At 44.6% G+C, this 23124-nt stretch carries 26 protein-coding genes; 3 read left to right on the plus strand and 23 right to left on the minus strand.

The window, feature by feature from the left end; all coding sequences use genetic code 11:
* Nucleotides 1-70 precede the first annotated feature (70 nt).
* The gene (locus ACNAZ4_RS16360) at nucleotides 71-334 is read left to right on the plus strand and encodes a DUF2627 domain-containing protein (protein ID WP_415816018.1); all 264 of its coding nucleotides are present in this window, start codon (nucleotides 71-73) and stop codon (nucleotides 332-334) included.
* A 6-nt stretch (nucleotides 335-340) separates the two neighbouring features.
* On the opposite strand, the gene ACNAZ4_RS16365 is transcribed toward ACNAZ4_RS16360, so the two are convergent.
* Nucleotides 341-1075 carry a glycerophosphodiester phosphodiesterase gene (locus ACNAZ4_RS16365; RefSeq protein WP_415816020.1) on the minus strand — a complete coding sequence of 245 codons (735 nt, stop codon included), beginning with the start codon at nucleotides 1073-1075 and terminating at the stop codon, nucleotides 341-343.
* Between the two features lie 39 nt (nucleotides 1076-1114).
* Between ACNAZ4_RS16365 and ACNAZ4_RS16370 the strand changes: the two genes are divergently transcribed.
* Nucleotides 1115-1255: a YycC family protein gene (locus ACNAZ4_RS16370; RefSeq protein WP_144476422.1), complete on the plus strand. Its 141-nt coding sequence runs from the start codon at nucleotides 1115-1117 to the stop codon at nucleotides 1253-1255.
* A 201-nt stretch (nucleotides 1256-1456) separates the two neighbouring features.
* Here the strand turns inward: ACNAZ4_RS16370 and spo0A are convergent, their stop codons facing one another.
* From spo0A to accB, 14 genes are all read right to left on the minus strand, one after another.
* Nucleotides 1457-2248: a sporulation transcription factor Spo0A gene (spo0A, locus tag ACNAZ4_RS16375; protein ID WP_415816022.1), complete on the minus strand. Its 792-nt coding sequence runs from the start codon at nucleotides 2246-2248 to the stop codon at nucleotides 1457-1459.
* Between the two features lie 263 nt (nucleotides 2249-2511).
* Nucleotides 2512-3798 (minus strand): SpoIVB peptidase, encoded by a 1287-nt coding sequence (spoIVB, locus tag ACNAZ4_RS16380; RefSeq protein WP_415816024.1) that lies wholly within the window; start codon nucleotides 3796-3798, stop codon nucleotides 2512-2514.
* Between the two features lie 124 nt (nucleotides 3799-3922).
* Nucleotides 3923-5614: a DNA repair protein RecN gene (gene recN, locus ACNAZ4_RS16385; RefSeq protein ID WP_415816026.1), complete on the minus strand. Its 1692-nt coding sequence runs from the start codon at nucleotides 5612-5614 to the stop codon at nucleotides 3923-3925.
* A 15-nt stretch (nucleotides 5615-5629) separates the two neighbouring features.
* A complete protein-coding gene (gene ahrC, locus ACNAZ4_RS16390) occupies nucleotides 5630-6079 on the minus strand; it encodes a transcriptional regulator AhrC/ArgR (protein WP_415816028.1) in 450 nt (149 codons plus the stop codon).
* A gap of 163 nt (nucleotides 6080-6242) precedes the next feature.
* A complete protein-coding gene (locus tag ACNAZ4_RS16395; protein WP_415816030.1) occupies nucleotides 6243-7091 on the minus strand; it encodes a TlyA family RNA methyltransferase in 849 nt (282 codons plus the stop codon).
* A 3-nt stretch (nucleotides 7092-7094) separates the two neighbouring features.
* Nucleotides 7095-8987 (minus strand): 1-deoxy-D-xylulose-5-phosphate synthase, encoded by a 1893-nt coding sequence (dxs, locus tag ACNAZ4_RS16400; RefSeq protein WP_415816032.1) that lies wholly within the window; start codon nucleotides 8985-8987, stop codon nucleotides 7095-7097.
* Between the two features lie 327 nt (nucleotides 8988-9314).
* Nucleotides 9315-10208, minus strand: coding sequence for a polyprenyl synthetase family protein (locus ACNAZ4_RS16405; RefSeq protein ID WP_415816034.1), 894 nt, complete (start codon nucleotides 10206-10208; stop codon nucleotides 9315-9317).
* 2 nt (nucleotides 10209-10210) lie between these two features.
* Nucleotides 10211-10444: an exodeoxyribonuclease VII small subunit gene (locus ACNAZ4_RS16410; protein ID WP_415816036.1), complete on the minus strand. Its 234-nt coding sequence runs from the start codon at nucleotides 10442-10444 to the stop codon at nucleotides 10211-10213.
* A complete protein-coding gene (xseA, locus tag ACNAZ4_RS16415) occupies nucleotides 10437-11792 on the minus strand; it encodes an exodeoxyribonuclease VII large subunit (RefSeq protein ID WP_415816038.1) in 1356 nt (451 codons plus the stop codon). The genes ACNAZ4_RS16410 and xseA overlap by 8 nt, the downstream gene beginning before the upstream one ends.
* A 187-nt stretch (nucleotides 11793-11979) precedes the next feature.
* A complete protein-coding gene (gene folD, locus ACNAZ4_RS16420) occupies nucleotides 11980-12852 on the minus strand; it encodes a bifunctional methylenetetrahydrofolate dehydrogenase/methenyltetrahydrofolate cyclohydrolase FolD (RefSeq protein WP_415816040.1) in 873 nt (290 codons plus the stop codon).
* A 53-nt stretch (nucleotides 12853-12905) separates the two neighbouring features.
* Nucleotides 12906-13298, minus strand: coding sequence for a transcription antitermination factor NusB (gene nusB / locus ACNAZ4_RS16425; RefSeq protein WP_415816042.1), 393 nt, complete (start codon nucleotides 13296-13298; stop codon nucleotides 12906-12908).
* A 556-nt stretch (nucleotides 13299-13854) separates the two neighbouring features.
* Entirely contained in the window at nucleotides 13855-14265 is a 411-nt protein-coding gene (locus ACNAZ4_RS16430) for an Asp23/Gls24 family envelope stress response protein (RefSeq protein WP_415816044.1), read from the minus strand.
* 15 nt (nucleotides 14266-14280) lie between these two features.
* Complete coding sequence (gene accC, locus ACNAZ4_RS16435) at nucleotides 14281-15636, minus strand: acetyl-CoA carboxylase biotin carboxylase subunit (RefSeq protein ID WP_415816046.1); 1356 nt, start codon at nucleotides 15634-15636, stop codon at nucleotides 14281-14283.
* Between the two features lie 12 nt (nucleotides 15637-15648).
* The gene (gene accB, locus ACNAZ4_RS16440; protein ID WP_415816048.1) at nucleotides 15649-16155 is read right to left on the minus strand and encodes an acetyl-CoA carboxylase biotin carboxyl carrier protein; all 507 of its coding nucleotides are present in this window, start codon (nucleotides 16153-16155) and stop codon (nucleotides 15649-15651) included.
* Nucleotides 16156-16363: 208 nt separating this feature from the next.
* On the opposite strand from accB, the gene ACNAZ4_RS16445 reads away from it, so the two are divergent.
* Complete coding sequence (locus ACNAZ4_RS16445; protein WP_415816050.1) at nucleotides 16364-17845, plus strand: methyl-accepting chemotaxis protein; 1482 nt, start codon at nucleotides 16364-16366, stop codon at nucleotides 17843-17845.
* Nucleotides 17846-17882: 37 nt separating this feature from the next.
* On the opposite strand, the gene ACNAZ4_RS16450 is transcribed toward ACNAZ4_RS16445, so the two are convergent.
* Genes ACNAZ4_RS16450 through spoIIIAA form a run of 8 tightly spaced genes read right to left on the minus strand, consistent with a single transcriptional unit; the run spans nucleotide 17883 to nucleotide 23027 of the window.
* A complete protein-coding gene (locus ACNAZ4_RS16450) occupies nucleotides 17883-18428 on the minus strand; it encodes a SpoIIIAH-like family protein (RefSeq protein WP_415816052.1) in 546 nt (181 codons plus the stop codon).
* Nucleotides 18429-18431: 3 nt separating this feature from the next.
* A complete protein-coding gene (gene spoIIIAG / locus ACNAZ4_RS16455) occupies nucleotides 18432-19094 on the minus strand; it encodes a stage III sporulation protein AG (protein WP_415816054.1) in 663 nt (220 codons plus the stop codon).
* Nucleotides 19084-19713, minus strand: a complete 630-nt coding sequence (spoIIIAF, locus tag ACNAZ4_RS16460; RefSeq protein ID WP_415816056.1) for a stage III sporulation protein AF — start codon at nucleotides 19711-19713, stop codon at nucleotides 19084-19086. The genes spoIIIAG and spoIIIAF overlap by 11 nt, the downstream gene beginning before the upstream one ends.
* Before the next feature lie 13 nt (nucleotides 19714-19726).
* Nucleotides 19727-20926 carry a stage III sporulation protein AE gene (gene spoIIIAE / locus ACNAZ4_RS16465; RefSeq protein ID WP_415816058.1) on the minus strand — a complete coding sequence of 400 codons (1200 nt, stop codon included), beginning with the start codon at nucleotides 20924-20926 and terminating at the stop codon, nucleotides 19727-19729.
* A gap of 31 nt (nucleotides 20927-20957) precedes the next feature.
* A complete protein-coding gene (gene spoIIIAD / locus ACNAZ4_RS16470) occupies nucleotides 20958-21347 on the minus strand; it encodes a stage III sporulation protein AD (RefSeq protein ID WP_186326758.1) in 390 nt (129 codons plus the stop codon).
* 14 nt (nucleotides 21348-21361) lie between these two features.
* Nucleotides 21362-21568, minus strand: coding sequence for a stage III sporulation protein AC (spoIIIAC, locus tag ACNAZ4_RS16475; protein WP_009794945.1), 207 nt, complete (start codon nucleotides 21566-21568; stop codon nucleotides 21362-21364).
* Nucleotides 21569-21587: 19 nt separating this feature from the next.
* Entirely contained in the window at nucleotides 21588-22103 is a 516-nt protein-coding gene (gene spoIIIAB / locus ACNAZ4_RS16480) for a stage III sporulation protein SpoIIIAB (protein WP_415816060.1), read from the minus strand.
* A complete protein-coding gene (gene spoIIIAA, locus ACNAZ4_RS16485) occupies nucleotides 22104-23027 on the minus strand; it encodes a stage III sporulation protein AA (RefSeq protein ID WP_415816172.1) in 924 nt (307 codons plus the stop codon). It abuts the gene before it with no gap.
* Between the last annotated feature and the right edge of the window lie 97 nt (nucleotides 23028-23124).

The following is a 23124-nucleotide window of genomic DNA, read 5'->3' on the forward strand; positions in this document are numbered from 1 at the left end:
ACATATATTGCGGAAAAACCAGGGGTTGAGTATACTTTTTAAAAGAGGACAAATTACGAGGGGATTCCAAATGATCAGGATCATAGCGTTAATCATCATGGTGATACCAGGCATCATTGCAGCCTTAGGTGTAAAACTGATGCGCGACATGGTATTCGGGATTTTGCAGGCACCTTTTCCATATTTATGGCTTCAGTTCCTTGCCGGACTCATCTTTTTCCTGGCTGGATTGGGATTCATCGCAGGATTCATTCTGCATCGTGACCGAAAAAGAAATAAAGTCCAGGCTATTTTCCGCATACCTGATAGCAATAAAAAGCAAAACAGGCCTTAATTTTTCTCAGGCCTGTTTTTTATTTCGCCTTATTTTGTATGCCTTTGCCGGATCGTCGGTAATGACCCCACTGCAATTAACCCTGAACAGCCTTTCCAGCTCAGCATCCTTATTAACCGTATACGGCCTTACTTCAATCCCGCTTTCAAGCGACGCTTTGATGATTTGGTCCGGCGCCGCTCTCCAGTGAGGATGGAAACCACTGGCCCTGATAGACTGTGCATACACCCACGGCATATACAAACCTTCCGAAAGCAAAGGAGCGATTTCTATCTCAGGTGCCAACATATAGCTACGGACGATGCTGTAATGATTGAAGGATGAAATAATGACTCTGTCAGATAATTGATAATCCCTTACCATTTTTATCACTTTTTCTTCCATGCCTTCATATGGAACAATGGTGTTCTTCAATTCGATATTGCAACTCAGACCTGTTTTCGACAGCCACTCCAGGACTTCGCTGAGCGCAGGAATTTGTTGTTTTTCAGGCAAAGCCTTGAATTTAAAACGCGCATCCAATTTCCTTAAATCCTTATAATTATAATCCATGACCAATCCAGTTCCATCGGTAGTCCGATCGACCTTTTCATCATGAATCACTACCAGCTCACCGTCTTTGGTCATTTGGACATCAAGCTCAAGTCCGTCAGCCCCTGCCTTTTCAGCTTCCTTGAAGGCTATCATGGTATTTTCCGGATATTCAGCCGCAAAGCCGCGATGTGCTAAAATAAGAGTCATAAACCATCACACCCATTCTTTTATTTGGAGGTATTAACAATGAGACCATTACATATTTCTGCCGAGACAGCCATCAAGCTCTCGGAAAAATTAGGAGTGCCAGTTGAACAGATCATGCATATGCCACAGCATATCCTTCTGCAAAAGCTTGCCGAACTTGACAAAGATAAGGAGAACTGACTTTTATAAAAGCGCCTTTAGGGCGTTTTTATTTTAAGCCATCTCCGGTCACAATATATATATCATAATATGCAGACAAGCCATTGACCAACTTTCCCCCTCGAAAAAATAAAAACATCTTACTTAATCCCGAGTTTTATCGAGGTCAAGTAAGATGTCGTTATGATGTATGAAAAAATGGCTAAAACTTTTCTAACTCTTTCAAGAAGCTTTATGCTCCAGGCGCAGTTTATCTGCCACCATCGCAATGAATTCGGAATTTGTAGGCTTCGCCTTTGACATGCTCACGGTATAGCCGAATAAAGAGGAAATGGAATCGATGTTCCCTCTGCTCCAGGCAACCTCGATTGCGTGGCGGATTGCACGTTCCACACGGCTGGCCGTTGTATTGAATTTCTTCGCGATATCCGGATAGAGGACCTTTGTGATTGAGCCAAGGAGTTCAATATCATTGTATACCATCGAAATAGCCTCCCGCAGGTACATATAACCTTTGATATGTGCAGGAACGCCGATTTCATGAATGATGCTTGTAATGCTGGCATCCAGATTTTTAGGCTTTTGTTCGGCATTTCTACCATAATTGATGGAAGATGGCTTTCTTGCCACCGATTTTGCCTTGCCGCTTACCTGGCGGATATGGCCTCCAAGATGCTCCATGTCAAATGGCTTCAGGATGAAGTATGATGCTCCAAGCTCTACTGCTTTCTTCGTCACATCTTCCTGACCGAATGCCGTCAGCATAATGACATTGGGGATGATTCCTTTTTTCATGTCACGAAGCCTTTCAAGCACTGCCAAACCGTCAAGATGTGGCATAATAATATCTAAAAGCAAGACATCAGGATCCGTGTCTTCCAACATCTCTAAACATTCCTGTCCATTATGGGCAACCCCAACGATCTCCATATCATCCTGGGAAGAAATATATTCTTCCAAAAGACCTACTAATTCTCTGTTGTCATCAACAACGCATACTTTTATTTTGTTCACTGCTTGGTTCCTCCTCAGTCCAATTATGATCACAAATATTCTCTTCTCTAAATTCTATTCTAAATGACTAATTCGACAATGCAACAGAAATTCCTTTTATTTTTAATTTTTTCTTAAAAAAGTAATATTTTCTTATATTTGCTTCATTTTCCTTTGTTTTTCGACTAATTTCGATAGTTGACAAAAAAGCAAGAGAGAATTTGTCGAATAATCTTTATTTTTACAAAAGAAAAGGCGGCAATTTGCCGCCGCCGAATTCCTGCTTAACTTGCCTGCTCTCTTGGTTTTTCGTAAATGTCGATTCCGGCTTCATTCAGCATCCATTCGATATGAACGCCGTATCCGCTTGTCGGGTCATTTACGAAAACATGTGTCACCGCACCTACAAGCTTATTGTCCTGGATAATTGGGCTGCCGCTCATTCCCTGGACAATCCCGCCTGTTTTCTCAAGCAACTCAGGATCAGTAACCTTGATCACCATACCTTTCGTCGCAGGAAACTTCTGCGGGATGGTGCTGACAATCTCTATATTAAAAAGATTAACTTCGTCATTGTTCACGACCGTCAGGATTTTCGCCGGCCCTTCTTTTACCTGATGCGACAGGGCAATAGGCAAAGGCTTGTCAAAAACTCCATTCGTGATATCCTTGTTCAATTCACCGAAGATCCCAAAAGGGCTGTTCCTTCGAATATTTCCAATTATTTCACGGTCTGATGAAAAACGCGCCAGTTTTTCACCTGGATTGCCTTTTCCGCCTTTTTCAATGGATGTAACTGTCGACCTGACAATTTGTCCATCTTCAACCACGATGGGCTTTTTTGTGTCCATGTCTGAAATGACATGACCAAGTGCTCCATACTTTTTTGACTGAGGGTGATAAAAGGTCATTGTTCCAATTCCCGCTGCAGAATCGCGTATATACAAGCCAAGTTTATACGTATTCTCATTTATATCCTTTTTAGGCTGCAGTTTGGTTTTGATTTTTTCATTTTCCCGCTTTATAACAACGTCCAATGGCTTTCCATCTGCTCCAGCTTGTTTTACAAACGGACCTACGTCTGCCATCTTTTCAATTTGCTGTCCATTGATTTCTGTAATGATGTCGCCTTTTTTGATCCCAGCCAGTTCTCCTGGTGATACCCTTCCTTCATCTGCCTGAACCTGGTGATGTCCGACCACAAGGACACCTACCGTATTGAGTTTTACCCCTATAGATTGACCGCCTGGCCTAACCTTGAAGTCCTTAAGGACATTCACATCGACCTTTTTTACCGGAAACCCGGCTAACTCAAGGACCATCTCATCCTTGCCATGCCTCCTGGCTTCAATGGAAACCGTTTCTTCTTTCTGGTCAACCGTGATGTTCGAATCATTTAAGGGAGCTGAAACTTGAACTGCATTCGCCTGGAAATCAAGCTTTTGCCCCTCGAATAAGGTTATATCGCCTGGAATAGATAAATATTCATGTACTGGTTTTGCGAATCCTAAAGCAATTAATGAAACAAGGAGAATTCCACCAATAAATTTTCTGAGAAAATCTTTTTTCAATCCATTCACTCTCCTCGCTTCTAGTCCACACACATCAAAAATGGCTACACCTTTAATTTTGCCTCGACTCGCTGCATTTATAACCGGTATAAAAATAAAAAAGCTACCCTTTATGGATAGCTTTTCAAGTAACAGCCTTCATATTCTGTGCCAGCTGCAGCAATTCTTCTGCATGCTGTTTTGTAAGCTCCGTGATTTCCACACCGGAAATCATCCTTCCGATCTCCTTTACCTTTTCCGAAGAGGACAGTGGTGTAACTGATGTTTTGGTCCGTCCACTTTTTATGACCTTCGCGATGTATAAGTGGGTATCCGCCATTGCCGCCACCTGTGGCAAGTGAGAAATACAGAGCACCTGGGAACCAGTCGACACATTGTAGATCTTTTCGGCAATCGACTGTGCGACCCGTCCGCTAACACCTGTATCCACTTCATCAAAAATAATGGAGGTGACACCCTGATGTTTGGAGAAGATGCTTTTAAGTGCCAGCATGATTCTTGACAACTCTCCTCCGGAAGCAACCTTGGACAATGGCTTCAGCGGCTCCCCTGGATTAGTGGAAATGTAAAATTCCACTTTGTCAGCACCATTCTTATGGAAAATGTCCAAATCCGAATCGATCTTTAGTTCAAAGACAGCTTTTTCCATATAAAGCTCTTTTAATTCTTTATGGATCAGCTTCGTCAGTTTCTTGGCCCATTTTTTACGTGTTTCAGTCAGATTATGCGCTTCGATCCGCAAATCCTTTTTAAGCGATGCCAATTCCTTTTCCATCTGCCCGATATGGACTTCCTTGTTTTGCAGCGTCTCGATCTCTTCTTCGATCTTTGAGGCATATTCAAGGATTTCTTCAATCGTTTTACCGTATTTTCGCTTCAGCTGGTTGATTTCATTCAATCTGTCTTCTATTTCCAGCAAACGCTGAGGATCATACTCAAGTGAATCCAGGTCATTCCTGATTGTTCTGGCAGCATCCTCAAGCATATAGAAACTGTTTGCGACAGACTCTGCGACCGCTTTGTATTCTGGATCCAATTCCGCAGCGTTCTGCAGATTATCCATGACCAACCCGATCCAATCAAGCCCTTTCTGATCGCCGTTAAGCGCGTTATAGCTTGTCTGGATGCTTTCGAAAATCCGTTCGAAGTTGGCAAGCTTGCGCCTTTCTTCCAGCAGTTCCTCATCTTCGTTCATCATCAGGTTCGCCGACAGGATTTCATCATGCTGGAACTGAATCAAGTCGAGCCTATGTGCCATTTGCTGCTCATTTTCACTGAGGCTTTTTAGCTTTTTAAGGGTTTGTTCAAAGGATCTGTATACTTGTTGATATTCATGGAGAGCAGGCAGAATTTCCTCTGAGCCAAACTGGTCCAGAAGATTGATATGCCTTGTTTCATCCATCAGTTCCTGATGTTCGTGCTGTCCATGGATATCAATCAATGTTGATCCCACTTCCCGCAGCACAGCAATCGTGACAAGCTTTCCGTTGATTCTGCAAACACTTTTGCCACTGGCTGCAATATCTCTTCTTAAGACAATCATCCCATCCTCGATTTCAATGCCAAATTCGGCAGCTTTCGCCTTACAGGGATGATTATCGCCTTCAATAAAAAACAGTCCTTCAATCTCCGCCTTGTCCTCTCCATGACGGACAAATTCAGCTGAACCTCTCCCGCCCACAAGCAAGTGGATGGCGTCAATAATGATTGATTTACCGGCACCGGTTTCTCCAGTCAGTACAGTCAGGCCTTTATTGAACGATACAGATAAAGCTTCGATAATGGCGAAATTACGTATTGATAATTCATTTAACAAGCAACGTCACCCCATTTACAGCATTTCAAGAAAACGATTTGTGACCTGCTCAGTATCCTCTGGAGTACGGCAAATAATCAAGATCGTATCGTCTCCACAAATCGTGCCTAATATATCATCCCAATCAAGATTGTCGATTAAAGCCCCAATCGCATTTGCGTTGCCAGGCAACGTTTTCATGACTAACAGATGACCTGCCTGATCGATCCGGATAAATGCATCCATCAGTGATCTTTTCAATTTTTGCAATGGGTTGAAGCGCTGGTCCGCTGGCAGGCTGTATTTATATCTCCCATCAATCAAAGGGACCTTAACAAGATGAAGCTCTTTAATATCACGGGAAACTGTGGCCTGAGTTACATTAAAACCCGCAGCCTTCAAGCGGTCGACCAGTTCATCCTGGGTCTCGATATCCTTGCTCGCGATCAACTCACGAATTTTAATATGTCTTTGTCCTTTATTCATTCATATCACCTCTGGATAAATCCGAAACATTTATATACTCATATGTTAGCCGATTTCTGCAGAATGTACAATCTTTCGTGGTTTTTCGGCAAAAGATCGCGGCGTAATTGACAAAGTGGTGAACACTATTCAAGCGAACAAAAAAAGAACAGACTGATAAAGTCTATTCTTCTTCATTGTTTTGTTTCGATTTCAGTTCGTCATGTGCCTTCGTCACAACGGCTTCAGGCAGGATTTTCAACATTAATTTGCCTTTTTCATCTTCTGGATTATTCCACTTAAGATGGAGGAGGAATTCAATATTGCCGTCTCCGCCGGTGATTGGAGAGAAGCTTAAGTCCATGACATCATATCCTTCTTCGATCGAAAAAGAAATAATCCTGTCCAAAACCTGTTCGTGGACTTTCCTGTCACGGACGATTCCTTTTTTGCCTACTTGTTCCCTTCCTGCCTCAAACTGCGGTTTTACGAGGGCCACAACATCGCCCCCTGGCACCAGCAATGTTTTGAGAACTGGAAGGATGAGCCGGAGTGAAATGAACGAAACATCAATGCTTGCGAAACCCGGCATTCCTTTTACAAGGTCTTCTGGTTTCACATAACGGAAATTCGTTCGCTCCATCACGACGACTCTTTCGTCCTGGCGAAGCTTCCAGGCTAGCTGGTTGTAGCCAACATCAAGCGCATATGACATTTCAGCGCCATTCTGAAGAGCGCAATCAGTAAACCCGCCAGTGGAAGCCCCGATATCAAGAAGTTTTTTCCCTTTGACATCAAGGTCAAAAACCTTTAGAGCCTTTTCAAGCTTCAATCCGCCGCGACTTACGTAAGGAAGCAGATTTCCCTTTACCGTCAACGGGATATCCATGTTCACTTTTTCACCCGGCTTATCAAGCCTGTTTTCGTTTGAATAGACAAGTCCTGCCATGATGGTCCGCTTAGCTTTCTCCCGTGTTTCGGCAAGACCGCGTTCGACCAGCAGAACATCTACACGTTCTTTTTTTATTTTCATTGATTACGCCCTTTTTTGTTTCTGTCTTGCAAGCTTTTGCATTCTGAGCACAACATCTTCTGTTGTCATGCCAATTTCCTGGAGCAGCTTGTCGACACTGCCATGCTCGATGAACTTGTCCGGAATCCCCAGCCTGTCGATTTCAACATGCTGATAGCCAAGATCATGTGCCGTTTCAAGCACAAAGCTTCCGAAACCGCCCTGCAGGACAGCTTCCTCGATCGTCAGGATCGGCATATTTTCTTTCAAGATCCCTGTAAGCATCTTTTCATCAAGAGGCTTGATAAAACGGGCATTGACAACTTTGACAGATACACCTTGCTTTTCCAGGATTTCCGCAGCTTCCATAGCCATCGGGATTGTCGTCCCGAATGTGAGGATCGCCGCATCTTCTCCCTCTCGCAGCACTTCCCAGCTGCCGATCGGGATTTGCTTCAGTTCTTCATCCATTGGGACACCGAGGCCATTGCCTCGAGGGTATCGCATTGCAATCGGTCCATCATCATACTTGATTGCTGTATTAACCATATGCTGTCCTTCATTTTCATCTTTCGGCATCATCAAGACCATATTCGGCAGATGACGCAGGAATGCAATATCGAATACACCCTGATGCGTTTCACCATCTGCTCCAACGAGACCGGCACGGTCAATGCCGATGAACACATTCAGGTTCTGGCGGCATATATCATGGACTACCTGGTCATAGGCTCGCTGCAGGAAGGTTGAATAGATCGCAAGGAATGGCTTCATATTTTGAGTCGCCAGGCCAGCAGCAAAAGTCGTTGCATGCTGTTCGGCAATTCCGACGTCAATCATCCTGTCAGGGAATTCGCTTGCGAAGCCTTCAAGTTTTGAACCAACAGGCATGGCTGGTGTTACAGCCACGATCCGCTCATCTGTCCGTGCAATTTTCCTCACAGTCTCACTGACAAGCTTACTCCAAGCAGGCGGTGCGGATTCAGGTTTTACGAAAGCACCAGTTTCCATTTTATAAGGACCGGTTCCATGCCAGGTACCGATTTTATCATTTTCAGCCGGATTGTATCCTTTGCCTTTTTTCGTTATGACATGAAGCAGTACTGGTCCTTCTTGCTTTTTAGCGTACGCAAGATTTTCGAAAAGAGCGTCATAATCATGGCCATCGACTGGGCCAAGATAAGTGAAACCCAGCTCTTCGAAAAAGATGCCTGAAACGAACAGATATTTCAAACTGTCCTTGATCCGCTCGGCAGTGGCCGCCAGCTGGCCGCCAATGGCAGGGACCTTCTTCAGCAGGTATTCAAGCTCATCTTTTACCCAGTGGTATTTACCAGCTGTCCTTAAGCGTCCCAGGACATTATGCAATGCTCCCACATTCGGCGCAATGGACATTTCATTATCATTCAGGATCACGATCAGCTTCTTTTTTTCATGTCCTATATGGTTCAACGCTTCTAACGCCATCCCCCCTGTAAGGGCACCATCACCGATGATCGGAACGATATGGGAATTCTCCCCCTTCAAATCACGGGCAATTGCCATCCCCATAGCCGCTGATAATGATGTTGAGCTATGGCCAGTTTCCCAGACATCATGCTCGCTTTCCACCATTTTCGGGAAACCGCAGAGTCCTTTATACTGACGCAAAGTATCGAATTGACAGGCTCTCCCCGTCAGGATTTTATGGACATATGACTGATGTCCAACATCCCAGAGGAATTTATCCTTTGGGCTGTCAAAGCATTTATGAAGCGCAATCGTTAATTCGACCACTCCCAGGTTTGGTCCAATATGACCGCCGGTGACCGATAACTTTTCTATCAAAAACTGCCGAATCTCCCTGCTTAACTCTTCCAATTCCTTTTTCGAAAGATTTTTCAAGAAGGAAGGGTCTTTTATCGATAAAAGATCCATTCGGACCACTCACTTTCATTTCTGACTTATAACTCCGCCATTTTTATTCCAGGCTGTTTTCGTATGATTGATAATCGCATTTCCGAGGATTGAATTTTCAGATCCAAGGAGAAACGCAACAATAATTTACAAAAATAGCCTTATTCTAAAAAAGTTGTTAGTAATAACATATATTAAATAAAGAACGGTTTTCAAGCTATACATTGAAATTATGGCATCTATTTTCATAAGATGTGTTATTTATGTATAAAAAAAGCTGCCAACACCATGGTGCTAACAGCTTATTATAGCACACGAACGAAGTGCACTTCAATGAAACACAGGTTTCTAATGGTTCCTCAATCCAATCAAATCAGTGATTTTTGTAAGGATATCCACTTGAAGTCCGGTTGATGCCAGGGCATTCTTAGCACTGCTCAGGTGATCCTGAAGGGCTTGCTTGGCTCCATCCAGTCCAAGCAAGGCTGGGTAGGTGCTTTTTTCATTGGCTGTATCGCTTCCGACTGGCTTGCCGATCATTTCCTCTGTGCCTTCAAGGTCCAGGATATCGTCACGAATCTGGAAAGCAAGTCCAAGATGATAAGCAAACCTTACGAGTATTTCTTTTTGAACAGCAGTTGCCCCGGCAATCTCCGCTCCAGCGATGATACTGTATTCAAGCAATTTTCCTGTTTTATGGATATGGATATATTCCAACTGTTCGAGCGTCAGTTCCCTATGCTCACCTTCCATATCCGCCACTTGGCCTCCAACCATACCTGCAGCTCCTGCGGCAGTTGACAACCGACTTACCAGTGACATCTTGACCTTGTCGGACGCTGACTCCTCTGGCATTTCCGCGATCATATTGAAGCTCAGTGTCAATAATGCATCTCCCGCAAGAATTGCCGTGGCTTCCCCGAATACCTTATGGTTCGTCGGCTTTCCCCTTCTTAAATCATCATCATCCATGCTTGGCAGGTCATCATGGATCAAAGAGTATGTATGGACCATTTCAATCGCGGCAGCTGCTTCAAGTCCATGGATCGGATCTTTTCCGAAGGCGTCAATCACCGCAAACACCAGGAGCGGACGGATTCTCTTCCCTCCTGCTTCCAATGAATAGAGCATGGCCTTAGCAAGGTTTTCCGGAGTCTCCAGGGAACCAACTGCATCCCTGAGACGCTCCTCGAGAAGAGCCTTATATTTCTTTGTAAAAGATTCCAGTGAAACAGGATGCAATACTATTCCTCCTCATTTATGGAGAAGCTTTCAGTCCGTCCATCTTCAGTTATGATCTGGGCTAATTGTTCTTCCACATTCTTTAGCTTATCATGGCAAAGCTTGGATAATTCCATTCCTTCTTTATAAAACGAGATGGCTTCCTCCAATGGCACATCGCCCTCTTCCAATTTTTCAACGATGCTTTCCAATTGATTCATCGCCTGTTCAAAGTTCAGCTTTTTTTCTTCAGCCATTGTTTTCACTCTCCTCAATATGTGTGACGACGCATTTAATGCTTCCGTCAGAAAGCTTTACGTATATTTTCCGCTCAGGCTTTACCTGGTTGATTGTCTTGATTAAATTGCCATCATCTGTGTAGGCCAGACTATAACCGCGGTCCATGATTTTCAGCGGGCTCAATGCTTCAAGAGTCGAGAGGATCCCGTTGAACTCTTTTCTCTTTTCTGACACAACAGCTGTCATGGCGCGGTTTAATGCCCGGGTTGTTCTAATATGTCTCTCGGCAGAGATTTTCCTTAGTTCCTCTGGATGGCTCCGTTCCAGTCTTCGCTTCAGCTGGACAAGCGCATCGTGTTTAGTGGAATACAGCTTCCCAGCTCCGCGGGTCAACGATTCAGTCAGCTTGTCCACTTGTTCAAGCTTTTGCTCATACAATTTCCTTGGATAGCGGAACGCGTAAGACCTAATCAGCCGCTGATAGCGCTCCTGCTGGAAAAACACCTTTTCCCTCATTGCCCTCATCAATCTGGTTTCCCTATTCATGACTCTCTCGATCAATTCCTGGATATGAGGGACAGCCAGTTCAGCCGCACCGGTTGGCGTTGGTGCTCTCATGTCTGCTACGAAATCAGCAATAGTGAAATCTGTCTCGTGGCCGACTGCCGAAATGATTGGTATTTTCGATGCAAAAATCGCCCTTGCGACGGTTTCTTCATTGAAGTTCCATAATTCTTCGATCGATCCGCCTCCGCGTCCGATGATCAGAACATCAAGCTCTTCCCGCTCGTTCGCCTTCTCGATCGCCTTCACGATGGAAGGGGCACCCTGCTCTCCCTGAACGAGGGCAGGAAAAATCAGCACCTTTGTGATTGGATATCTCCTTTTGATCGTCGTCAATATATCACGGATGGCTGCTCCTGTAGGGGATGTGACAATCCCGACCGCTTTGGGGTATTTGGGAATTGGCTGCTTGTATTCAGGTGAAAAGAGACCTTCCTGCTCAAGCTTTTTTTTCAGCTGCTCATAGGCCACAAATAAATCGCCGACTCCATCGGTCTTCATTTCTTTTATGTAAACCTGATACTGGCCACTGCCTTCATAAACGGAAATATCTCCTCTGACCAGCACCTTCATTCCATTCTCAGGCCTGAACTTCATGTTCCGGGCCGATCCGGCAAACATGACTGCAAGGATTCGAGCTTTCTCATCCTTGAGTGTAAAATACATATGACCGCTGGAATGCCTTTTGAAGTTGGAAATTTCACCTTTGATATATACACCCTGCAAATGGGGATCAGCATCGAATTTTCGTTTTATGTATTTGGTTAACGCATGGACGGTAAGATAACGCTGTTGCTCCATTGGAAAACTCCTTTGGCGGAACATCTGAATATTCCCTTAGAGATTCGTACAGTCTTTCATACAGGCGGATAATAGAGCCTTCATAAAAAACTGCCCATATCCATTATAAGTTTAGAATCCCGATTCGTCACTTAACACAAGTGGATTTTCAGTTTCTAACCATAACGGATATGGACAGGATCACACCTTATCGATTTGAGTTTTGAAGCCTGTTCATATGATTTTTTGCCGACTTCAAAGTATTGTACATCAGCATAGCAATCGTCATTGGTCCGACTCCGCCCGGCACCGGGGTGATATAGCCGGCCTTTTCTTTTACTTCAGCAAAAGCGACATCCCCACAAAGCTTGCCTTCGTCGTCCCGGTTCATGCCAACATCGATGACAACGGCTCCAGGCTTGATATGGTCCGCTGTAATCAATCCGGCTTTACCCACTGCAGCTACAATGACATCTCCCTGCTTTGTGTGTTCTTTCAAATCTTTCGTCCTGGAATGACAATATGTAACGGTAGCATTCTCATTTAAAAACAGTTGTCCTGCTGGCTTTCCGACAATATTGCTTCTGCCTACCACGACTACATGCTTGCCGGATAGGTCGATTCCGATTTCCTCCATCATCACCATCACACCATAAGGAGTACATGGCAAAAAAGAATCCTGTCCGGTCATCATTCGCCCGATATTGATTGGATGGAAGCCATCGACATCTTTATCCGGGGAAATGGCTTCGATCAGTTTCTTTTCACTGATATGATCTGGAAGAGGCAGCTGTACCAGAATGCCGTGGATGGCTTCATCATTATTCAATTCCCCGATTTTGGCCAATAGCTCCTGTTCGGATATCGTAACGGGATATTCAATCAGGACATTATGCATTCCCAGTTCCTTTGCCGTTTTTTGCTTGCTGGTGACATAGGTTCTCGATGCCTGGTTATCTCCGACAAGAATGACAGCCAGCCCAGGAGTGACACCCTGTTTTTTCAATTCCTGGACGTGATCTGCGATTTCGAGTCTTTTCTTTTTTGCAATTTCTTTTCCATCAATAATTTTAGCAGCCATACTATCTCCCCCTATGTAATCAGGGAAAGGCCAACCTGCATGCTTCAATGGTGTCAGGAAATGCTTTGCTTCACTTTTGACAGAACACCATTAATGAACCGGCTTGATTGGTCATCCCCATATAATTTAGCAATTTCAATCGCTTCATCAAGAACGACATTCATAGGTACCTCTTCATTGCAGTATTTCAATTCATACACGGCCAGACGCAGCAGATTACGGTCAACAGCTGCCAGGCGGTCAAGGGACCACTTTTCCAGGTATACCTTAATCTCCTCATCAATCTCCTGCTGATGCTCGACAGTACCGTAAACAAGCTTGTTCAGATAGTCATCCCCAGCTTCTTCTTCAAGCACATGCTCAATCGCATCCGCTGCTTCCACCTTGCTTATATCAATCTGGAATAAGGCTTGCAATGCCTTTTCTCTCGCTGTTCTTCTTTTCATGGAATTCTTTAGCTCCTTTTATCGCTTGTCTGATTCTAACAAAATAATAGCATATCACATCTGATAAAGCATGGTTTCCTATTATTTTTCACTTTTTAGAAAAAAGTTAATCAAAACAAACGGAAATATCTGGTTGAAGCAAAGAATTAGTGGATATTATTAACCATTCCAGTGCCTGGGTTGGTTACAGGGTTTACATCGGGCTGCTTTGGACAGCTTTTAATGCTGAACCCAGAATCCTGTCCGAACTCGGGCCTACTTCGGACAGCTTTTACAGGAAAACCCGCAATCCTGTCCGAACACGTGGCTNCTTCGGANAGNTTTTNCTAAAAATNACGNAANCCTGTCTGAACNNAGGNCTACTTCGGACAGCTTTTACTAAAAATCACGCAAACCTGTCTGAACCCAGGCCTACTTCGGACAGCTTTTACCGGAAAACTCGTCATCCTGTCCGAACTCAGGCCTGCTTCGGACAGCTTTAACTCAGAATGGCTCGGCTGTCCTCAAACTATAAAAAAAACCAAAGGCATGTATATTTATGCCTTTGGTTCGGTGATTAAACTTCTTGTTCGATTTCAGGTTCTACTTTTTGGTTTTCGAACTGAATGCCGACTACATGGATATTGACTTCTGTTGCATCAAGTGCGGTCATGTTCAATAATGCCTGGCGGATGTTGTCCTGGATTTTCTGTGCAACCACAGGAATCGATACGCCAAACTTCATGACACAATATACGTCAACCTTGATTCCGTCTTCTACAAGCTCGACCTTTACGCCTTTGCCGTGGTTTTTCTTTCCAAGTCTTTCGACTACACCAGCTGCGAAGCTGCCGCGCATCTGCATGACACCTTCTACTTCTGATGCAGCGATGCTCGCAATGACTTCGATTACTTCAGGTGCAATTTCCACTTTTCCCAAGCCGTTTTCGTCATGACTCATTTCAAGCAAATGTTGCTGTTCACTCATGGCTAGACCCTCCTATTATTCTTCTGACATCACATCATACATTTCCAGGAATTTCGTATTGAACTGCCCTTCCACGAATTTTTCATGGTTCAGCAGCTTAAGGTGGAACGGGATCGTTGTGTGGATTCCTTCTACCACAAACTCACCTAGCGCTCTCTTCATGCGGTCAATCGCTTCTTCCCTGCTGCTTCCATAAGTAATGACCTTCGCAATCATTGAATCATAGTAAGGCGGGATTGTATATCCAGGATATGCCGCTGAATCTATTCTAACACCAAAACCGCCTGGAGGGAGATACATTTTGATTTTGCCTGCTGATGGCATGAAATTTTTCGCTGGATTTTCCGCGTTGATGCGGCATTCGATCGCCCATCCATTGAATTCAACATCTTCCTGTTTAAGCTGCAGCCTTTCACCGGAAGCAATTTTGATTTGTTCCTTGATCAAATCGACGCCTGTCACCATTTCAGTAACAGGATGTTCAACCTGGATACGGGTATTCATTTCCATGAAATAAAATTTACGATTGCGGTAGTCATATATAAATTCTACCGTGCCCGCTCCGGTATAATCAACTGCTTTTGCAGCCTTGACCGCTGCTTCGCCCATTTCTGCCCTGATTTCTCCGTCAAGCGCCGGGGAAGGTGTTTCCTCAAGCAGTTTTTGCAGGCGCCTCTGGATCGAGCAATCACGCTCTCCCAGGTGGATGGTATGGCCGTAGCTGTCAGCAAGCACCTGGATCTCGACATGGCGGAAGTCCTCTATATATTTTTCAATATAAACTCCAGGATTGCCGAACGCTGTCATCGCTTCCTGCTGGGTGATGTTGATCCCTTTAATCAGCTCCTGCTCGGTCCGGGCAACACGGATCCCTTTACCGCCTCCGCCAGCCGTCGCCTTGATGATGACCGGGTAACCGATGTCATTCGCCAGTCTGACTGCATCCTCCGTGCTTTCGACGATCCCCTGTGAACCCGGCACGATCGGCACATTCGCCTCCTTCATCGTTTCCCTGGCAACATCCTTAGTCCCCATCTTCTGGATCGATTCAGGAGAAGGACCGATGAAAGTGATATTGCACTCCCTGCATAGCTCAGCAAAATCGGCATTCTCTGAAAGGAAACCGTATCCCGGATGAATGCCATCGCATCCAGTTAACTTGGCAACGCTGATAATATTCGTGAAATTCAAATAGCTGTCCTTTGAAGCCTTCGGTCCGATGCAATATGCCTCATCAGCAAGCTGGACATGAAGTGATTCCTTGTCTGCCTCTGAATAAACAGCTACGGATTCAACTCCCAATTCCCTGCAGGCACGGATGACCCGGACTGCTATTTCTCCTCTGTTGGCTATCAGTACTTTTTTTATCATCAATATCGCTCCTTATTCGGGCTTAACCAGGAATAAAGGCTGGCCGTATTCTACAAGCTGTCCATCTTTAACTAGAATTTCGACGATTTCCCCATTCACTTCGGCTTCGATTTCGTTGAAAAGTTTCATGGCTTCGACAATACACACGACTGAATCCTTGCTTACTTTGGATCCCGCTTTCACATATGCATCTGCTTCTGGTGAAGAAGATGCATAAAAAGTCCCCACCATTGGTGAAACAATTTTATGTAAATCCGAAGTATCCTGGGCTTCTTCCTGCTTCACTTCCTGGACTGCTGCCGCTTCGACTTTAGGCTCAAGACGCGGTGCTTCCTGGACTGCCGGCACTGGCTGTGGCGCAGGCGCCGGTGCAGCTTGCTGGACATGTTCAACCACGGATTTCACTTCTCCGTGCTTCTTCATTTTGATTTTTGATCCTTCATATTCGTATGAAAACTCATCAATGCTTGATTGATCCACTAATTTAATTAACTCTCTGATTTCCTGTACTTTTAACATTTTTAGGCACCCCTTGTCCATTTCATAATTAAGACTAGATACTAACACTATACGATAATACCATGTAAAAATTCAATATGTAACACTGTTTCTTGTCCTTACTTCTCTATTTTAATATTTTCTGAAAAAAAAGTGAATTTATACGACAGGAATCCCGAAATTTCTAGCGAATATAACATTAGTTTGTTTTGCGAGGAGACTATATTATATGAAAACAATCGAAGAGATTAAACATGAGGATTTACAAAGGAAAAATTCTTTAACCGTCAAAGCCACTTTTGTATCCGTTATTTTGGCCGCGGCAGTGGATATCGCCATGCAGAAAGAGCTTGCCGTCATCCTGTCGATTATTGTGGGCGGAGGATTGGGTGTGGGGCTGGTCGCCTTGCTCCACTATTCTAAAAAGCTGGCTTACTTCATTCCATATTTATCTGTGTTCATTGTCTCAGGTGTCTTGTACATGATCATGGAAACCAGTGTTTCCCCTGCAGCCTTCTCACTGCTCTACTTTATCCTTGCGGCAGCGGCAATCTACATGGACAGGAAATTGCTGTTTCTTGCGTCCGGGCTGGGCTTCATGCTCATTACGATATTCACGCTGCTACACGGGAACGAACTGCCATTGGAACCGAAGAATTATGTGACCATCTATCTTCTGTACATGTTAGTGACAGTCATGCTTGCTTTTCAATTTTCGATTTCAAAAAAGCTTGCAGAGACTATCGCTTCAGCCCAGCAGGAAACAGAAAGACTGTTGGTGAAAGATTCAGAAACGAAAGAAGTAATCAACTCGAGCACCAGGAGCATCGCAAACCTGATCGATGAAGTAAAATTCAAAAGCCGGGAAAATTACGAGTCTTCCATCGAAATGACCCAATCGGTGACAGAAATATCAGCTGGAATCAACATTCAGTCAGATTCGGTTATGGACATCACCCAATCCCTTGAAAGGACGAACCAGGTGATTGCCAGAACATCGGACCTCGTCGAAAAACTGAATCACGATGCAGTGGCTGCAGCCTCTGTTACCGAGAGAGGCGATGAGTTGATGTCCAACCTGATAGAAGAGCTTACGGATTCTTATGATAATATGAAAAGTGTCAACGTTCATATCCTGTCTCTTTCTTCACTGATCAAAGAAACAGCCAGCTTCGCATCCGACATCCAGGGTATTGCCTCACAAACTAATTTGCTCGCACTGAATGCATCAATTGAAGCTGCCAGGGCGGGAGACAGCGGCAAGGGTTTTGCCGTTGTTGCCGAAGAGGTGCGGAAGTTGGCTGACATAACAAGCAACACAGCAACACAGATCACTGAAAACCTCAAAAGTGTCATGAATGACACCTCGAAGACAAAAACAGGCGTCAACATGACTGCAGAAAAGCTAACGGGTAACCTCGAACTGGCAGCAGAAACGATGGAAGCGTTCAAGAGCATCCATCAGACTTTCAGGGGGTTGAAAAAGGATATTTCCGAGCAGGATGAATTGACAAGATCAATCCTGGATTCCTCGGTGGCAATCGAAAGTTCGATTGCGGGCTTCAGTTCCGTCATCCAGCAGGCGAGTGCAGCATTGGAGGAGATATCCTCTTCAGCAATCTCGCAAACCGAGCATCACGAGCAGCTATTTAAATCCATCGAAGCTGCTCACCAATCATTGGATCAATTAATGAAACTGCAGCAAAATTAAAAGGGAAGGCATGCGCCTTCCCTTTTAATTTACAATTTTATTTTGCTGGATCAAACTGGACCGCTACCGGCTGGAAAGAACCTAACTCTGTACGGACCATCTGGATGATTTCGTTGGCAGCTGATGCTGAGTGTTCTTTGGCTTTTACTGTGATCCTGACATTATCTCCATCCGCACGGACTAATGCATCCTCGTATCCCATGGAAGAAATCAATGTTTCAAGAATTTGTTCTTTTTGTGAGATTGCATCAATTTTATTCATTTTATCGATTGCTTCGCTTCTTTGTTCTGCAGGCAGGTCTGTTGATGCTGCTACTGTCTGCAGCTCTTCTTTTTGCTTAGTGCGCTGTTCTTCTAGCTTCATGCGAAGCGCTTCAAATTTCTCATCGCTGGCGATTCCTGAGATCACTGTCTTGCCATCCTTCGATTCCGTCGCTGCTGTTTCCTTATCATCTGCCTTCTTCTCTTCAACCCCTGCAAGATTGGACTTCTGCTGCTCTGGCGAAGTGATATAATACACCGAAAGTACAACCACAAGACTCAACATCGTCAATAACCAAACTGTTTGCTTTTTCAATAACATCTATTATTCCCCCTTAGATTTTTTAGGCATGACAGCCACACGATGGTTCGGAACATCCAAGGCCCTTGTGACCGCCTCGATAATCCATTTTTTCACTTGTATATTTTCGGCACCCTTTGCTACCACGAGAACACCCCTGATTTCAGGCTTCTTTGTCTCGAGAACGATGGGCACCTCTTTATCACCATTCCTGATAATGACTAGTTGCTCGTCTTGTGATGCATCCTGGACTTTGCGAGTGCCGCCTTCACGATCGGTTTCATCCGTCGTTTGTGATTGGATGACTGAGTTTTTCTCAAGAACCTTCTTTTCAGTAGCATCCACATTCACAAAAACAGTGACATCACCGACACCGTTGATGCCTTCAAGGATTTCGGTCAACTGGGCTTCATATGCTTCTTCATATTCGGAAATGACATCGTTTCCGGCTGATTTTTTCTGTCCGAATACTGCAGCATCCTCTTCAGTCTCCGCCTGCTGATTAGCAGTAACTGCTGCTGTGTCAGGATTCTTGTCGCCGATGATATTGCCGATCAGCATGATGGCTGCGCCGAATAGGACGACAATTATTAAGTATTGGTATTTGCCGGATTTCTTTTCCGGCGGCCCGTCCTTGCTGCCCAGTTGTTTCCTGAGCCAGCTCAGGGGCCCTTTCTCATTGTCCATGCTCGTCACTCCCCCCTTCTATCATGATTTGAATTGATTTTTCAGGAACATTCCATTTTTCTGACAGAAGAGAAGATATTTGATCTGTATTCTGAGAGGTTTGTTTTGATGGAAGGGGCGCATTCGTATCAATTACTACTTCTCTTACTACTGCCACAGTCTCTCCCTCATCCTCTGCTTTTTTCAGATGGACGATGACATACTCCAGGTTCTCCGGGAAAGACCGCCGATCCTGATCATTTACTTCAAGCTCGATATTAGCAATCTCCATTCCTTGCTGTTCCATCAACTCCTCCTCTGCGGCTGTTTTCAATTGGACAGCCATTGTTTCTAAAATATATGCATGCTGGGAGGCTTGTATTTCTTTTTTCTTAAATTCTATTGAATTTTTTATCTTTTCATCCTCCTGTCCGCTGAGCTGGCCCATTGAAGCAATCGCAGTTTCAAAGTCAGATGTGAATAGTTTCATTACCGGAGACAGGATGATGGCAATCAAAATCAATCCCGTCACAATTTTGGTGTATTTCTGGAAACTCGAATTAGGCAGCAGCATATCCAGTACGGTCGCCAGGAGAATGAAGATGATGATATTCGTGACCCACTCTTTTATAAAATCCATTTTCTCCTCCTCCTTACCTCACCATCATCGTTAAATTCCCTGCGGCAATTATGACTGTGATCGTCAGGAAGAACATCAAGGAAACGATGCCGAGTGCCGCAAATACATAGATGATGCTTTTACTGATAATATCGAGACAGGTTATTACAGGGCCGCCACCAAGCGGCTGGAGAATCGCTGCCGCAAATTTATAGATAAAGGCAACCATGAGGATCTTGACTGCCGGGAAGGCTGCGATGATAAGCAGTATGGCAACACCTGCTATCCCGACTGTATTTTTCAGAAGCATGGAAGCACTGATGACCGTATCGGTCGCATCTGTGAAAACGCGGCCTATAACGGGGACAAAATTCCCTGTAATGAATTTTGCTGTTTTGACAGTGACTCCATCCGTAATCGCAGAAGAGGCTCCTTGAACGGAAATGACGCCAAGGAATACTGTCAGCAGGATGCCAAGCAGTCCGACGCTCCAGTTGCGGAGCATGCTGGCCAGCTGTGTGACCTTGTATTGATCAGACAGGATGCTGACGATGCTCAAAAGCGTTGATAGGAATAACAATGGCAGAACCACGTATTGGATGAACATCCCGCTCGTGTTCATCATGAACAGAATGACAGGATGGAAAAAAGCTGCAGAGATCAATCCTCCCGATGTGGCCATCAATGCCAGCAGAAGCGGGATCAGCGCAAGGATGAATTGGATCATTGTCCCGATCGCGTCATTCGTGTAATCGACGACTACATGGAAACTGTTGAGCGCGATGATGATCAGCACCATGAACACAATGGAATAGGCAACCTTGCTGATGGTGCTTTTTTCAAAGGAATTTTGCAGGGCTTGAAGAAACATGCTGAAAACAGTCAGCAGAATCAAGGATCCCAGCAATTTTCCATTTACAATGAATTCATGAAATGCGAAATTCAAAATCCCCTTGAACCATTCTTTCAAAGAGAATTTCTTCTCACCGCTGATAAAATCATATAAACTGCCTTTCTGGCTTTCTGGAAGGTAGCCATCATATTTATTGATGATATCTTCCCAGAATCCCTTAAGCTCATCGATATTCAAATCTTCAAGCTGGGCACTGGCGATTTTATCCGGATTGATCAAGGAGTTTGTTTCCGGTTCATCACCCGCAGCTTGTACACCTGGGATGAAAAAAAATAGCTGGATCAATAGAATGCCAAGTATGAACTGCAGACGCTGCTTCAACTTCTTTCACCTCTTTAGGGCGGGCCTTGAGTCAGCCCGGAATCAAGCGAATGATTGTTTCAATCATTACCGTTAGAATCGGAATGGCCATGGCCAGAATTAGGATTTTGCCGCCCAGTTCGATTTTTGAGGCGATTGCACCCTGACCAGCATCCTTAGTGATTTGGGCCGCGAATTCGGCAATATAGGCGATGCCGATGATTTTCAGGATTGTTTCCACATAAACAACATTCACCCGCGCATTGGCCGCCAGCTTCTGGATCATCGAAATGATCTGATAGATTTGATCGACGAGGAAAAGGAAAATGGCTGAACCCGTAAACACAATCAGTAAAAAGGCAAAATTAGGTTTCTGCTCTTTGACAATCAGTGCCAGAAATGTTGCGATCAGTGCTACACCTGTTATTTGAAGGATTTCAATCGCAAAGCCCTCCCTTACCCTTGAAATAGGAAAACCGATTTGATTTTTTGAAATAGATCATCAACAATCGATGCAACCATGAAAAGAATATAGATGAAACCAAACAGCGTTACCCACTGCGCGTATTCCTTCTTCCCCACCTGATCGAGAATCGTGTGCAAAAACGCGACAACAATGCCTACACCTGCTATTTTAAAAATGATATCCACTTCAAGACCCATCTTGTCCTCCTCCTAAACGCTACATCAGTAAGATGATTAATAGTAAACCGGATAAAAAGCCGATGCTCTTCACCATTTTTTCGTATTTCATCTGTTTCTCGCAGGCATCTGCTTCTTCTCTTTCAAGATGGGAGATCGTCAGGAGAATTTGTTTTTGCTGAGAATGCCTGTCATGCCTGCCAAGCGTTTCTCCAAATTGCTTCATGATTTCAAACTCCCCCTGTTTGAAGGCTGTCAGTTTCCAGACTTCTTTCAGGCTCTCTTCCCATGCGGATTTCACCGTTGTTTCTGATTCAGTCAGTTTTTTAGAAAATGTCTCGAAAAACCATGATAGTGGCCTCGCCATTTGCTCCGACAGCTTCCTCGAGGCTTCATGGAGAGGTGTATGCCCGTACATGATTTCCGCTTCCAGTGACTGCAATGCCGACTTCAAAAGCCGAAGCTGCCTGGGCCGTTCACTAAGATGCCTTGATGCCTCAAAACCTGTCCATGTCGTCGCCAGGATAATCAATATTGCTCCGATTATTTTTATCATTTATGTCACTCTCACTTTTTGGCGAATCTCTTTTCCGCTTCCTTCTCGAATCGAAGTGATTGTCCCCGGTCCTGAAATTCTTCCAAGTTCCACAAATCGATCAAAAATACCCATTTCTAAGATTGGTTTCAAGGTTGGCCTTTTTTGGATATCCTCCAGGGAATCCCCATGCGTAGTCATGATCAGCTTGATTCCTGCATTGACAGCTTCAAGGATTGCCTCGGCGTCCTCTTTCCGGCCTATTTCATCAACGACGAGGATGTCGGGACTCATGGAACGGATCATCATCATCATGCCTTCAGCTTTCGGACACGAGTCCAGTATGTCGACTCTTGGTCCAAAAGTTAGCTGCGGCACACCCTTTACACATCCAGCAATTTCCGATCGTTCATCGACAATTCCCGCTTTCAGAGGCGGGACTCCTTTCGCAGGGACACCACTTGAAATCATCCTGGCTATATCCCTTAGCAATGTTGTTTTCCCCGTCTGCGGCGGCCCGATGATCATCGTGTGCTTCCAGCCGTTTTGGTATAAATATGGCATCAGCGGCTCGGCAATGCCGATTTTCTCCCTTGCAATCCTGAAATTGAAAGAAGAGATATCCCTGATTGCTTTGACAGAACCATTTTCAAGGATGACCTTCCCGGCAAGCCCGACACGATGGCCGCCGGCAATTGTAATATAACCGCGCTTCAATTCCTCCTCCAGTGTATACATAGAAAAATGCCCTAGCTTATTCAACAGCTGGACAGCATCCTCTGGTGGAATGATATACGGCAGGAAAGTCGGTTTTCCTCTCACCGTTATTTCAAGCGGCCGGTTAATCCGGATCCGCACCTCTTCCATTCCATCTTTGTCATTAGGAGGCACTGCATCCAGCAATTCAGCAATCCGTTTCGGCAAAAAAGATAAGATATCATCCATCATTGATCCTCCTGACATTCGCTTACTTAATATGTATGCCTGCTTGGCCACTTTATGACCTGCAGATTCATCAGGAAAATCAACCTTCCTAAATGGA

The sequence above is a fragment of the Mesobacillus thioparans genome (genome assembly GCF_965138835.1).
Taxonomy (GTDB): Bacteria; Bacillota; Bacilli; order Bacillales; family Cytobacillaceae; genus Mesobacillus; species Mesobacillus thioparans.

Coding starts and splice junctions, on each gene's coding strand:
- ACNAZ4_RS16445 (WP_415816050.1), top strand. CDS start 16,364: ATGAAAACAATCGAAGAGATTAAACATGAGGATTTACAAAGGAAAAAT.
- ACNAZ4_RS16410 (WP_415816036.1), bottom strand. CDS start 10,444: ATGGCTGAAGAAAAAAAGCTGAACTTTGAACAGGCGATGAATCAATTG.
- ahrC (WP_415816028.1), bottom strand. CDS start 6,079: ATGAATAAAGGACAAAGACATATTAAAATTCGTGAGTTGATCGCGAGC.
- spoIIIAF (WP_415816056.1), bottom strand. CDS start 19,713: ATGGATTTTATAAAAGAGTGGGTCACGAATATCATCATCTTCATTCTC.
- ACNAZ4_RS16365 (WP_415816020.1), bottom strand. CDS start 1,075: ATGACTCTTATTTTAGCACATCGCGGCTTTGCGGCTGAATATCCGGAA.
- spoIIIAA (WP_415816172.1), bottom strand. CDS start 23,027: ATGGATGATATCTTATCTTTTTTGCCGAAACGGATTGCTGAATTGCTG.
- nusB (WP_415816042.1), bottom strand. CDS start 13,298: ATGAAAAGAAGAACAGCGAGAGAAAAGGCATTGCAAGCCTTATTCCAG.
- xseA (WP_415816038.1), bottom strand. CDS start 11,792: ATGGAGCAACAGCGTTATCTTACCGTCCATGCGTTAACCAAATACATA.
- ACNAZ4_RS16360 (WP_415816018.1), top strand. CDS start 71: ATGATCAGGATCATAGCGTTAATCATCATGGTGATACCAGGCATCATT.
- ACNAZ4_RS16450 (WP_415816052.1), bottom strand. CDS start 18,428: ATGTTATTGAAAAAGCAAACAGTTTGGTTATTGACGATGTTGAGTCTT.
- spoIIIAG (WP_415816054.1), bottom strand. CDS start 19,094: ATGGACAATGAGAAAGGGCCCCTGAGCTGGCTCAGGAAACAACTGGGC.
- dxs (WP_415816032.1), bottom strand. CDS start 8,987: ATGGATCTTTTATCGATAAAAGACCCTTCCTTCTTGAAAAATCTTTCG.
- accC (WP_415816046.1), bottom strand. CDS start 15,636: ATGATAAAAAAAGTACTGATAGCCAACAGAGGAGAAATAGCAGTCCGG.
- accB (WP_415816048.1), bottom strand. CDS start 16,155: ATGTTAAAAGTACAGGAAATCAGAGAGTTAATTAAATTAGTGGATCAA.
- folD (WP_415816040.1), bottom strand. CDS start 12,852: ATGGCTGCTAAAATTATTGATGGAAAAGAAATTGCAAAAAAGAAAAGA.
- spoIIIAC (WP_009794945.1), bottom strand. CDS start 21,568: ATGGGTCTTGAAGTGGATATCATTTTTAAAATAGCAGGTGTAGGCATT.
- spoIIIAB (WP_415816060.1), bottom strand. CDS start 22,103: ATGATAAAAATAATCGGAGCAATATTGATTATCCTGGCGACGACATGG.
- ACNAZ4_RS16370 (WP_144476422.1), top strand. CDS start 1,115: ATGAGACCATTACATATTTCTGCCGAGACAGCCATCAAGCTCTCGGAA.
- ACNAZ4_RS16395 (WP_415816030.1), bottom strand. CDS start 7,091: ATGAAAATAAAAAAAGAACGTGTAGATGTTCTGCTGGTCGAACGCGGT.
- ACNAZ4_RS16430 (WP_415816044.1), bottom strand. CDS start 14,265: ATGAGTGAACAGCAACATTTGCTTGAAATGAGTCATGACGAAAACGGC.